Raw genomic sequence first — 12,420 nt, forward strand, 5'->3', positions numbered from 1 at the left:
TGAGGAGATATTTATCGGATGGGGCCATTGAAGTGACCGTGGCCATGAATTTGAGCGGGGATTTCATGGCCTTGATGTTCAGCCTACCGAAAGAATTGCCTATAACCAAACCCCCGGCGTCCCCTCTACCTTTAGCGCCCCAGAAACCCAGTATACCGGTTTTACCCGTCCCCCCGGAAAGAAAAGTAGAAGTTCCTCCCGCAGAACAACCGAAAGTTAGAGCAGAAGAAAAGCCAGTGATAAAGCCGGAGCCCCAACCGTTACTTGCTGACCTACCCCCGTACACTGGCCTAGTAGTCGATACGCGGGGGCTTAATATGCGGGCTGCGTTGATTCCCAAAGTCCTGGATGAGAAGGGACTGGAATTGTACCAGGGAATGTATGTTCCCCGCGGAAAAGCAGCCCAAAGCGGTCTGGCACTTTACTCCAAAGATTTGACCGCAGCCCAGACAAATCCCCGCGTGGGGAAAAACCCGCTGACGGTTAAGGGATTCAAAGTAAATCCGGGCAATCCGTCAGATATTATTTTATCTTCGGAAGAGGCCAAACGAGTTGCCCCATTTACCCAGAAAGGGACCTTCTTGGAAGAATGCAAGGTCATGATCGTGATCGATTGAAAAATTTCTTCTGGCGATGTACTTGGTATTTTATCTTTTTCGGGGCCCTTTTCTTCACGGGTTGCGGTTACCATTTTCAGGGCGGAGGAACCAACCTCCCCCCGGATGTACGTTCAGTAGCCGTTCCTATTTTTGCCAATCGCACCAAGCAAACAGGGATTGAAAGCGAAGTTACCAGCGCTTTGGTGGATAAATTTATTTCTGCCAAACGTCTATCTGTAAGCGGGCAAAATTCGGCTGATGCCTTGCTAACGGGAACCGTAAAGTCTTTCACCACAACCTCCGTGGCTGTGACGGGAGGAACTCAGATAACCACGGGATACCGAGCTACCTTAACCGTTGAAATCATTTTCCGAAGGCAAAGGGACGGGAAAACTTTCTTTAAAGAAGAATTGAGTGAATGGTGGAATTATCCGGTGGTGTCCGACTTGGCCATCACAGAAAACAACAAGAAGGACGCTGTTCGACATATCTCTTTGCTCCTGGCAGAGAAGATCCATGAGTTGATCCTGGAGAATTTTTGAATTTTTGGACGCAGATGGACGCAGATTTTCAGGATAGTATTAAATGCCAATGCAAAATGGTATCCATTTACCGTTTTGAAAAACTATGAAATATCGGCCAAAAAGGTTGTCATTCCGCGGAAGCAGGAATCCAGGTCTTATTTTTATCATAGATTTCCGTTTTCACGGAATGATGTTCAACGGAACAGAAAAAAGTCATTTTTAATTTTACATTTTTATCGGCGTTTATCTGCGCCAATCTGCGTCCCGATAATATGAAATCACAGGAGTTATTCCAAGAGATTGATGGGGGTAAAATCTTACCCCTCTATTATTTTTATGGACCAGAAGAATGGTTAATCGAAGAGGCCTTGAAAAAAATCAAAGAAAAGGCTCTCAATCCTGCGACTTTGGACTTCAATCGGGAGGTACTGGACGCTGAAGAGGATTTTCCGGAAGCGATTCTTGGGAGTCTCCAGGTTTTTCCATTAAATTCTCCCCGGCGGTTGGTCGTAATCCGTCAAGCGGATGTCATATGGAGTAAAGGCCCGGCTCCCTACTTCGATTATTTTGCCAATCCAAACCCTTCTACCTGCGCTGTTTTTATCGGTGAGAAAGTCGACCTGCGGACCAAATTTTTCCAGGCGTTGGAGAAAAATGGGGCGGTCGTCTCATTTTACCCTCCTTATGAAAGGGAGTTGATTCGTTGGATTCGTTTCCAGGCAGAACAACTGGGCCATTCCATATCCGATGAAGCCCTATCCCTGTTACTGGAAAGGATTGGACCAAATTTGCAGGAGCTCAAACTTGAGCTGCAAAAATTAACTTTAAAGCCAGGAACAAAAAAATTTATTCAAGAAGAAGATGTTTTGGCCCTTACGGAAGATATCCGCGAAGAGAGCCCATTTGAACTACCCTGGGCTGTTGGTCATTTGGATTGGGAAAAATCATTACGCCTTTTGCGGAAAAATTTACAACAGGGAAACCCGCCCCTTCTCCTCCTTTCGCTAATTCTCCGCCAGCTCCGTTTGATCCGGAGGGCTCGTGAACTAAGGGCAGAGAGCTGCTCCAAGAAAGAGGTAGAGACCAAGCTGAGAATTTTGCCCCAAAGGGCGAATGATTTTTGGAAACAGGTGGATAAACTTTCTCCCTCAGCCTTGGAGCAAATTTGGCCGCTTACCAGAGAAACAGATCTGGAACTCAAATCCAGCCGTTTAGATAAGGGACTTATTTTAGAAAAATATCTTTGGGATTTGTTATTTCTCGGAAGGGGTAAGATCCAGAACGCAAGAGGGAAATGAAAAAGCAATTTTTTTTAGACCCAGATTCACCTTGTTGGATTTTTCTTATCTAACAGGGTAAACGCAGATTTTCAGGATCCTTTAAAATGCCAAGAGCAAAATAATGAATAAAAAATTGAAATAATTTTTAATCTGGCCTTTGGGCATTTGCATTGTAATCTGCGTCCCAATAAATTCTTGGATCGGGAAGGATTCAAGCCGGAGGGGTGAGAGCATTTACCTTTTTCGCTAAACGGGATATTTTACGCGCTGCAGTCTTCTTATGAATGACCTTCTTCGATGAAGCCTTCTGGATAATAGGGATGGCGCTGGCCAAGGCCTTCTGCGCCTCGCCAAGGTTTTTTCCTTCGACGGCTTTCACTACTTTTTTGGAAAAAGTTTTAAGGACCGATTTAACCGCAGTGTTGCGCAACTGCCGTTTTTTACTCTGACGGGCCCTTTTTAGGGCTGAAACATGGGTGGCCAAGATACCTCCTTAAATTAAAAACGCTAAGCGCAAAGAGCATAGCACATAGCGCAAAGTTTGATTTTATTAAATAATAGAATATCATGAATGTCAAGTTTTAATTATTGGGACGCAGATGAACGCAGATTACCATGATTTTTTAATAATGCTTAAAGAAAAATTTTTATATTCGGCAATTAGCTATTTTAATTTGAATAATTATTATCTGCGTTTATCTGCGTTTATCTGCGTCCCAAATAAGGGTTTATGAGCGAAAAAAGAAAAATTGCCAAAACAGCCAGCGTGGTTGGGGGGGCCACACTCCTTTCCAGAATCTTTGGTTTTGTCCGGGATATGATCGTGGCCCAACTCTTTGGGGCCGGCATGGCCACAGATGCTTTTTTCGTGGCCTTTCGGATCCCCAACCTCCTGCGACGTTTAGTGGGAGAGGGCTCACTCACGGCATCTTTTATCCCGGTTTATTCGGAATATATCAGCCAGAAGTCAAAGGAAGAGGGAGATGAACTGGTTAGTGCTTCTTTCTCTGTATTGGCCATAGTTTTAATCCTTTTGACCGGGCTGGGTGTCCTTTTTTCTCCCTGGATCATCAAACTCATGGCCTATGGCTTTTCTCTGGAGCCGGAAAAATTCAAACTGACTGTATTGCTCACTCGCCTCATGTTTCCTTATATCTTCTTTATCGGGCTGGTGGCCCTGGCCATGGGGATATTAAATTCATGGAAACACTTTGCTGCGCCAGCGCTTGCTCCTGTACTCCTCAATCTGGCGATCATTGCTTGTGCCCTTTTGTTTTCCGGGATTCTGAAAGAGCCCATTTTATCCTTGGCGTTTGGCGTTCTATTGGGAGGAATCGTTCAACTCCTATTCCAGATTCCGTTTATTCGCAGAAAAAAAATCGCGGTGCGGTTCCTTTTCCGCCTTTCCCACCCCGGAGTGAAACGTATTGGTTTGTTGATGGCTCCGTCGGTACTGGGTTTGGGGGTAACCCAGCTCAATGTTTTGGTAAGCACCTTTTTGGCATCGTATCTTCCCGAGGGAAGCATTTCGTATCTTTATTATGCCGACCGACTTTTGGAATTCCCCATGGGAATTTTTGCCATTGCCATCGCCACGGCCATTCTCCCCATGATGTCAGAGCAGACGGCGAAAAACGATGTGCAGGGAATGAAGGAGACTCTTTCCTTCGCTATGCGCCTTGTATTTTTCGTTACCTTGCCTGCCATGGTTGGGCTCATTGTCCTGCGCTTGCCCATTATTAACCTGTTATTCCAGCGCGGTGCTTTCAATGCTCACTCGGCCGAAATGACCGCGCAAGCTTTGCTCTTTTACGCGCTGGGCCTGGCCGCTTTCGCCGGTGTGCGCATCATTGTTCCGGCGTTTTATTCCCTCCAGGATACCAAAACCCCGGTTAAAGTGGCTTTTTTAGCGCTTTTGGCTAACGCCGGATTCGGGGCTGTCCTGATGATTCCGCTGAAGCATGCTGGCTTAGCTTTGGCAACGTCTTTGGCTGCAGGGCTAAATTTCGTTTTGCTCGTGATTCTTTTGAAGAAGAAGTTAGGGCGGATTGGGGCCCAAAAAATATTTCATTCTTTTTTAAAGAGCCTTGTTGCCTCTGTTGTTATGGGTGCAGTGGCTTACCTAATATGTGCAGGTGGCCCCTGGCATACACCCGGGGCAACGCTGGAAAAGATCGCCCTTCTTCTTGGTGCTGTTCTGATTGGCATGGTGGGTTACGGGGGAGTTAGTTATTTCCTGGGTGGTGAAGAAATGTACTCGGTAATGGAGATTGTTAGGAAAAAAATAAAAAATAATCCGTAAAACTTCTTGAATTCCTGCCTTATACCTTGCCCAGTTTGCCTTCCGCCTTTTTCCAGCATCTTGAAGATAGTCAAAAAATTGTCTTCTTATACGATCCTCTTGTATAACTTCTTAAATCCCTAACCTATCAAATCATGGCCCAGAACTGGAAAAAAGGAGGCAATGGAGACCTTGCCAAAGGCTTGTATTATATCGTTCCTTGCCTGGCCTAGGCAGAGGCCGTACAGGGGTTACTTTCCAAAGGAGGAGTGTTGGCAGGAGCCATCCCCTTGGTCGATCTTTATAACCCATTGAAAGTCGTAGTTCTCCGGAAAAAGGAAGTTCCTGATAACTCTCCATGGCCTGAGACTACAATTTCCGGGATGAAGTGGGCTATTGCTGGTGGAGAAAGCAAGGAGATAGGATTACCAGCCACCTTGATTGTGGATGGAATCCACCACGTGGCCAGAATTCTGGAATTGGCGGAGAGCGGCTTGCTGGATGAAGTACGGTTTATCGAAGCTTGGGCCTGCCAAGGCGGATGCCTTGGGGGACCGCTGACCGTCCAGAACCCCTTTTGGGCCAAATATCATTTAGAAGAACGGCTAAGGAATAATGGAAAAGGGGCGGGAAATAAGAAAAATAAGGTTTCGTTGGACAAGGAGGGTTTACGCTGGATGGGCCCTGTGCATCCCAGACCTGGGATGCGCTTGGATGAGGATCTAAAAAAGGCCATGGAAAAATTGCGCCGCATTGATGAAATGGTCAAAAAATTCCCGGGAATCGATTGCGGGGCTTGCGGATGTCCCAGTTGTTTAGTTTTTGCCGAGGATGTGGTTCAAGGCCATGCCCGGGGAAAAGAATGCCTCTATGTGATGAAAACGAAAGTTCAAAATTCCAAGCACAAAATTCAAAAATAGAGGTTATCCGCTCCAGGTTAGAAAAAATTGTAGATGGCAGATTGAAAAATCAAAATTATAAATCATCAATCTAAAACCTTAAATCCGAAATCAGAGCAATTTTGAATTTCAATATTCGAAATTCGGATTTTCAATTTTAAAACGGGTGATTAATCAATGAAACTAAAAGATTTAGCAGGACATTTGGAGTGGGAACTCATGACCCGGAACGTACCGGTAGAAGCCGAGGTCAAAACCGGGTATGCCTCCGATCTTTTGAGCGATGTCTTAGCCAATTCCATTGAAGGAGACCTGTGGGTGACCCGGCAGACGCATCTAAACATTGTAGCCATCGCGGTAATGCGCGACCTTTCGGGGATACTCCTGGCCAATGGGGCGAAGCCAGATCCGGACACGATCGAGAAGGCCGTGGAAAAGATGGTCCCTATCTTCCGCACCCACCTGCCAACTTTCGAAGTGGTAGGTCGGCTTTATCAGCTGAGAATTTCTGGAGAGCGTTAAAAGATGCAAGACCTCTCCATGCATATTTTGGATATCGTCCAGAATTCCCTGGCTGCGGGGGCAACACGAGTCGATATCAGGATCCGCGAGGCTTTGGCGGAAGATCTTTTGATGATCGAAGTGAGAGACAACGGCCGGGGAATCTCTCAGGAGGTTTTGTCGCGAGTGATGGATCCCTTCTTCACTTCACGAACAACCCGGGAAGTTGGTTTAGGCCTTTCCTTGTTCAAGGAGGCTACCGAGCGTACGGGGGGGTATCTGGAGGTCCATTCCGAAGAAGGGAAGGGAACGTGGGTAATTGCCCGGTTTCGTCTTGATCATTTTGACCGGGCTCCACTGGGTGATATGGGGGAAACCCTGGGCGTTCTCATCTCCGGCAACCCGGAGGTGGACTTCTTTTATGAACATCGGGTGGATGGTCAAATTTACTTCCTGGAGACCCGGGAGATGCGAGAGATTCTCGGGCCAGTCGGCCTGGATGACCCGTCGGTATTAGATTTTGTGCGGCAGGGTATTCAGATCGGATTGAAAAAGATTGGGGCGGCTACCTTTCCCAAAGTTATGGAGGTGTTGAGGTGAACGTCGAAGAACTGAAAAAAATCAGAGAAAAAACCCAAAGGGAGATGGACCTCCGCAATGGCGAGAAGGCCATCAAAGTGGTGGTAGGTATGGGAACCTGCGGCATCGCTGCGGGAGCCCGTCCCGTCATGGCAGCGATCAAGGATGAATTGGCCCGGCAGAATGCTCAAAACATAACCGTGATCCAGAGCGGGTGTGCCGGATTCTGCGAACAAGAACCCCTAATGGATATTTTTCGATCCCGGGGAAAAAAGGTGACTTACGGTAAGGTCAGTCCTGATAAGGCTCGGAAGATCGTGGTGGAACACATCTTAGGCGGACGGGTGGTGAATGAGTTCGTCTTCGCTCAGGAGAAATGAATTTCAGCCCCAGAGGGCACAGAGAACACAGAAAAAGAAATTCTAAGCAAGAAAACATAGATTCCCAATAAAACGAAATCAGCCAAATTCAAAGATTAATTAGATTCAGGATTGCGGCATTGGGATTTTGATTAGTAAGTCATAAATACCCCGCAGCTTGCTGCGGGGAACCAATGGCTGGGTTTCCAAAGGGGCGCCGCATCCCTTTGGTCGAGGGCGGGGTTAATGCCCCGCCCGAGAATGCGAGCGTGCAAGGTGGCCGAAGGTCACCTTGCCGCGAGTTTACTTTTTCCATTTTTCGACATTCTGCTTTAGATTTGAATAATTCTCTGAGTTCTCTGTGGCAAAAGTATTTCATATTGAAAAAAATTCGGGAAGAGACGGCCAAACGTTTGTTGGAGATTGAAGGGGGGAAGAGGGACCTTTTCTTTTAAAAAACAGTTCGGAGTTATTCGTTCAGAGGTCGGAGAAAAAGCATGATTTCATAATCAAGACTCCGAACTCCAAACACCGAACTCCGAACTTTGATTTTTTATGGTTCGTCAAGAATTTTTGCACACGATTAGAGCCGGAGTGGAGGGGAATGAACTTTCCTTCAAGGGAATCCTTCTTCTCCTCTCTTCCAAAGAGCGGGAAGAAAATGAGCTCCTTTGGGCGGCGGCTGACTGGGTCCGGCAGAATTGGGTTGGTGATGAAATCCACCTTCGGGGGATCGTGGAATTTTCCAACTTCTGCGTCCAGAATTGCTTGTATCGTGGCCTTCGCCGGGATAACCATAGACTTGTTCGTTACCGGATGTCCACTGCAGAGATTGTGCAGGCTGCGAAAAAGGCCCGGTCTCAGGGATTGCAAACAATTGTTTTGCAATCAGGAGAGGACCCCTGGTTTACCCGGGATCGTCTATCAGACCTGATCCGCGATATCAAAGAGCAAACAAACCTAAGCATCACCCTTGCCGTCGGAGAAAGGAGGTATGCCGATTACTATGCCTGGAAAAAGGCTGGCGCGGACCGCTATCTCTTAAAACACGAGACCGCTTCGACCGACCTCTTCAAGACTCTTCGGGCAGGTCACAAATTAGCCAAGAGATTGAAGGCCTTGCGCTGGCTCTGCAGGAGTTAGAATACGAAGTGGGTTCAGGGAACATGGTGGGACTTCCAGGACAAACCGATGAAGACCTGGCTGCAGACATCCAGCTTTTCAGAGAATTGGACTTTGATATGATCGGCATTGGTCCTTTTATTGCTCACCCACAAACGCCCTTGGCCGCGGCGGGCGATGGAGAGTTGGAGAAAGCCTTGAAGGTATTAGCCATTACTCGGATCATTACGAAAGACACCAATCTACCAGCAACAACCGCCATGGGCGTTCTAAAGAGTGAAGGTCAGCGAAAGGCTTTACTGGTTTTTTCCTTCCCCTAATTAAACGATTCCTTAGCTAAAACCATAATAATCAGGGTTGAAGGGATCCAGTGTGCAGGTTGAAAAGTTGAAAACTGGATAATTTTTTAAACCCTTGAACCCTTGGATCCTTTAACCCTGAAACCCATTTTTCGCTGTTTTGGAAATCCCTTGACTTTTTTATCGAAATTTATCATTATATTTATGGATAAGCGCCCATAAAAAGATTGCGGGAAAAAATATTAAAATGACCAAAGAAATTGATACGCTTGGAGTTTTGGAGGAAAAGATTACCCAGTTGGTGGAAGCCTATGCCTCTCTGAAAACTGAGAAAACAGCCTTGGCCGAAAAACTGGGACAAAAGGAAACGGAGTTAAAAGGACTGAGGGAGAAAGTTGTGTTTTTTTCCGAAGAACGGGAGACGGCTAAAAAAAAGGTAGAAAATTTACTGAACCGGATTGACCACATTATCTCCCCCAGCAAGCAGGCTTGAGATGATGAAAAACGCAATTCGTTTGGAAATTTTAGGGCGGGAATATACCGTAAAGAGCGATGAAGGGGAAGAGCGGGTTAAAAAAATTGGCGAATACGTTAATCAAAAAATCCAGGAAATTACTGAAGGCGCTAAAACGATTTCGACCTTGAACGCGACTATTTTGGCTGCCCTGAATATCGCCAATGATTACTTTGAAGTGTTGGAAAAGCAAAGTGAGTTTACTCGGACGGTCCAAGATAAATCGGGTCGGTTGATTGAAATGATTCATTCAGCAATCAAGGAGGATTGAGTACTTTTTCCCCTGCAATGTTGGTGAAGATGCGATATTCTTTGAGCCAACAGAAAAAAAGGGGAGCTGTCTCTTATTGTGGCTGGCCTGTCCTAATTCCGCAGGAGTATAGGAACGCCAAAAGCAATAATATGGCACCCACCTAGAAAACCTAGGTTCAAAAGGAAAGCATCCCACGGCATTTGCGGGGGGATATTTAAAAGCGAGCAGGGGGAGATTTTTGAAGGAAAACAGGCTTTGATCATTCCAAATAAATTCATGGAAAATGGACAAGAAGATCTTTTCCCCGAAGGGAAAAGATTATGCATTTTATTTATTTAGGTTGCCGAGAGATTTTAGAGATTTGGAAATCGCTTGAGCCTGGCTTTCTTCCTTTTTCCCTTCCCAAAAATTTATCAAACATCAAAACAAGATTTTTTTGTGGGATAATCTGGTGAAGAAATACCCGGGTCATCCCTTTGAGGAAAGAGAGTTTCGATTGTGGACTTTTATCCAGTGATAGGGGGGGCGCTGGCCGTTTTACTCATCGGCCTTGGTGCCGGTTTCCTCCTCCATAAAAAGGTAACAGCTGCTCGGTCTCGTTTAGCCGAACAAAGGGCGAAAGAGGCAGTCGAGGAAGCCAGGAAAAAAGCCGAAACCATTCGGAAAGAAGCCGAAATCCAGGCGAAAGATCATTTCTTCCGATCCCGGGCAGAGTTGGAAACAGAGGCCAAGGAGCGGCGGCAAGAACTCCATAACATGGAGAAGCGGTTGCTCCAGAAAGAAGAGAATTTGGAAAAGAGGGTCGACCTTCTCGACCAAAAAGAAGCTGCTCTTTCCAAACGAGAAAAGGCCATGCTTCAGCAAGAAAAGATCATCAACGAAAAGGAAAAGAAATATTCCGCTATGATCGAAGAGCAACGACAGATGCTGGAGCGTATTGCGGAAGTGTCTACTGAAGAAGCCAAAGAGCGCTTGATGAAGCTTGTAGAGAGCGAAATGCGGCATGAATCGGCCAAACTTATCAAAAAAATCGAAGATGAAACCCAAAGTTTGGCAGACAAGAGGGCGAAGGAAATCATCACTTCGGCCATTCAACGCTATGCTGCGGATTATGTCGCCGCGGAGACTGTTACCGTGGTCAACCTCCCCAATGAAGAAATGAAAGGGCGGATTATCGGCAGAGAAGGAAGGAATATCCGAGCATTGGAGGCGGCTACTGGGGTTGACTTGATCATCGATGATACTCCCGAAGCCGTGATCATTTCAGGCTTCAACCCCATTCGCCGCGAAATAGCCCGCATCACCCTCGAACGCTTAATCACAGATGGCCGCATCCATCCGGGGCGGATTGAGGAAATCGTGGCCAAAGCAGAGCAAGAGATTGAGCAGGAAATTCGGGAGAGCGGAGAACGAGCGACTTTTGATGTTGGAGTCCATGGAATCCATCCAGAGTTGATTAAGATGCTTGGAAAGTTGAAATTCCGTACCAGCTTTGCTCAGAATGTATTTCAGCATTCTTTGGAAGTATCCTTTCTTGCTGGAGCGATGGCCTCTGAACTCGGCGTAAACATAAAACAAGCCAAACGAGCAGGGCTTTTACACGACATCGGCAAGGCAATAGACCATGAGGTAGAAGGGTCTCACGCTTTGATCGGGGCCGATTTAGCCAAAAAATACGGGGAAGCTCACAATATCATCCACGCTATTGCCGCCCACCATGATGATGAAAAACCCCAGAACATCATCGCTATTTTGATCCAGGCCGCCGATGCTTTATCCGCAGCGCGGCCGGGTGCCCGTAGAGAAATGTTGGAGACTTATGTAAAACGGCTGGAAGACCTGGAAAGAATTGCCTACTCATTCCCGGGGATTAGTAAAGCTTATGCGATTCAAGCCGGAAGGGAAATTCGCGTGATTGTAGAAAATGAAGAGATCTCCGATGCCGATGCCTGCATGCTGAGCCGAGATATTGCTAGGAAAATAGAAAACGAATTGAGTTACCCGGGTCAGATTAAGGTCACGGTCATCCGGGAAATTCGCGCGGTGGAATACGCCAAATAAGAAGGGAAGAGGAAAATAGAGAGTAGGGAAGGAAAAATAATTTTTAGGTTGACAAGCAAAAAGAAATACTTTATAGTAATAAATAATTAAGGAAATAAATTTACTCCAAAGAAAAATTCAAGCAGATTTTTCCTAAATTTTTTCCTTGACAACCTTCTAAATTAGTTATATATTAAAATTCTTCCAAAAGATCTTGTTCTTTGAAAACTAAATAGCAAAATTCTTGTCGTTGGGTCTATTCTTCGTTTTAAAAGCCAAAGTTTTAAAAAACTTTGACCAACAATTTAACTGGAGAGTTTGATCCTGGCTCAGAACGAACGCTAGCGGCGTGCCTAACACATGCAAGTCGAACGAGAAATCCTGAGCAATCGGGAGAGTAAAGTGGCGCACGGGTGAGTCACGCGTGGGTAATCTACCCTGGAGTTAGGAATAACACTTCGAAAGGGGTGCTAATACCTAATAAGATCCTGAAAACCATGGTTTTTGGGATTAAAGATGGCTGAGGCTTGCAAGCTATTGCTCCAAGATGAGCCCGCGTACCATTAGCTAGTTGGTAGGGTAATGGCCTACCAAGGCAACGATGGTTAGCTGGTCTGAGAGGATGGCCAGCCACACTGGAACTGAGATACGGTCCAGACTCCTACGGGAGGCAGCAGTGAGGAATCTTGCGCAATGGGGGCAACCCTGACGCAGCAACGCCGCGTGAGTGAGGAAGGTCTTCGGATCGTAAAGCTCTGTCAGTTGGGAAGAACTACCTAAGGGTGAATATCTCTTAGGCTTGACGGTACCAACAGAGGAAGCACCGGCTAACTCCGTGCCAGCAGCCGCGGTAATACGGGGGGTGCAAGCGTTGTTCGGAATTATTGGGCGTAAAGCGCGTGTAGGCGGTTTGTTAAGTCTGTTGTGAAAGCCCTGGGCTCAACCCAGGAAGTGCACTGGATACTGGCAGACTTGAATACGGGAGAGGGTAGTGGAATTCCTGGTGTAGGAGTGAAATCCGTAGATATCAGGAGGAACACCGGTGGCGAAGGCGGCTACCTGGACCGATATTGACGCTGAGACGCGAAAGCGTGGGTAGCAAACAGGATTAGATACCCTGGTAGTCCACGCCGTAAACGATGAGTACTAGGTGTTGCGGGTATTGACCCC

General features: G+C 46.5%; 14 protein-coding genes, 1 rRNA gene and 1 other RNA gene. 15 read left to right on the forward strand and 1 reads right to left on the reverse strand.

The features are described from left to right. The 3 genes from Q7V48_10545 to holA all read left to right on the forward strand — a co-directional run. The coding region (locus Q7V48_10545) for a hypothetical protein (protein ID MDO9211167.1) at positions 1–617 on the forward strand (617 nt) is incomplete at its 5' end. After that, positions 590–1,141, forward strand: coding sequence for an LPS assembly lipoprotein LptE (lptE, locus tag Q7V48_10550; protein MDO9211168.1), 552 nt, complete (start codon positions 590–592; stop codon positions 1,139–1,141). The genes Q7V48_10545 and lptE, both read left to right, overlap by 28 nt. Positions 1,142–1,395: 254 nt before the next feature. Beyond that, on the forward strand, positions 1,396–2,421 hold the full coding sequence (gene holA / locus Q7V48_10555; GenBank protein MDO9211169.1) for a DNA polymerase III subunit delta: 1,026 nt from the start codon (positions 1,396–1,398) through the stop codon (positions 2,419–2,421). Positions 2,422–2,614: 193 nt separating this feature from the next. Here holA and rpsT read toward each other — a convergent pair whose 3' ends face one another. Further along, the gene (rpsT, locus tag Q7V48_10560) at positions 2,615–2,887 is read right to left on the reverse strand and encodes a 30S ribosomal protein S20 (protein ID MDO9211170.1); all 273 of its coding nucleotides are present in this window, start codon (positions 2,885–2,887) and stop codon (positions 2,615–2,617) included. A 246-nt stretch (positions 2,888–3,133) separates the two neighbouring features. On the opposite strand from rpsT, the gene murJ reads away from it, so the two are divergent. The 12 genes from murJ to Q7V48_10620 all read left to right on the forward strand — a co-directional run. Further along, positions 3,134–4,705 carry a murein biosynthesis integral membrane protein MurJ gene (gene murJ / locus Q7V48_10565; protein MDO9211171.1) on the forward strand — a complete coding sequence of 524 codons (1,572 nt, stop codon included), beginning with the start codon at positions 3,134–3,136 and terminating at the stop codon, positions 4,703–4,705. A gap of 251 nt (positions 4,706–4,956) precedes the next feature. Continuing rightward, entirely contained in the window at positions 4,957–5,604 is a 648-nt protein-coding gene (locus Q7V48_10570) for a (Fe-S)-binding protein (GenBank protein MDO9211172.1), read from the forward strand. A gap of 156 nt (positions 5,605–5,760) precedes the next feature. After that, the gene (locus Q7V48_10575; GenBank protein MDO9211173.1) at positions 5,761–6,105 is read left to right on the forward strand and encodes a DRTGG domain-containing protein; all 345 of its coding nucleotides are present in this window, start codon (positions 5,761–5,763) and stop codon (positions 6,103–6,105) included. 3 nt (positions 6,106–6,108) lie between these two features. Further along, the gene (locus Q7V48_10580) at positions 6,109–6,684 is read left to right on the forward strand and encodes an ATP-binding protein (GenBank protein ID MDO9211174.1); all 576 of its coding nucleotides are present in this window, start codon (positions 6,109–6,111) and stop codon (positions 6,682–6,684) included. Further along, positions 6,681–7,043: a (2Fe-2S) ferredoxin domain-containing protein gene (locus tag Q7V48_10585; GenBank protein ID MDO9211175.1), complete on the forward strand. Its 363-nt coding sequence runs from the start codon at positions 6,681–6,683 to the stop codon at positions 7,041–7,043. The genes Q7V48_10580 and Q7V48_10585 overlap by 4 nt, the downstream gene beginning before the upstream one ends. Before the next feature lie 534 nt (positions 7,044–7,577). After that, complete coding sequence (locus tag Q7V48_10590) at positions 7,578–8,165, forward strand: hypothetical protein (protein ID MDO9211176.1); 588 nt, start codon at positions 7,578–7,580, stop codon at positions 8,163–8,165. A gap of 8 nt (positions 8,166–8,173) precedes the next feature. After that, positions 8,174–8,464 (forward strand): hypothetical protein, encoded by a 291-nt coding sequence (locus tag Q7V48_10595; protein MDO9211177.1) that lies wholly within the window; start codon positions 8,174–8,176, stop codon positions 8,462–8,464. Positions 8,465–8,690: 226 nt separating this feature from the next. After that, positions 8,691–8,936, forward strand: coding sequence for a cell division protein ZapB (zapB, locus tag Q7V48_10600; GenBank protein MDO9211178.1), 246 nt, complete (start codon positions 8,691–8,693; stop codon positions 8,934–8,936). Beyond that, a complete protein-coding gene (locus tag Q7V48_10605) occupies positions 8,902–9,228 on the forward strand; it encodes a cell division protein ZapA (protein ID MDO9211179.1) in 327 nt (108 codons plus the stop codon). The genes zapB and Q7V48_10605 overlap by 35 nt, the downstream gene beginning before the upstream one ends. A 6-nt stretch (positions 9,229–9,234) precedes the next feature. Further along, positions 9,235–9,423: non-coding RNA, 6S RNA (gene ssrS, locus Q7V48_10610), on the forward strand. 303 nt (positions 9,424–9,726) lie between these two features. Continuing rightward, on the forward strand, positions 9,727–11,271 hold the full coding sequence (rny, locus tag Q7V48_10615) for a ribonuclease Y (GenBank protein MDO9211180.1): 1,545 nt from the start codon (positions 9,727–9,729) through the stop codon (positions 11,269–11,271). Positions 11,272–11,556: 285 nt separating this feature from the next. Further along, positions 11,557–12,420: ribosomal RNA gene (locus Q7V48_10620) — 16S ribosomal RNA — on the forward strand; the annotation flags it as partial.

The sequence above is a fragment of the Deltaproteobacteria bacterium genome (assembly GCA_030654105.1).
Lineage (GTDB): Bacteria > Desulfobacterota > SM23-61 > SM23-61 > SM23-61 > JAHJQK01.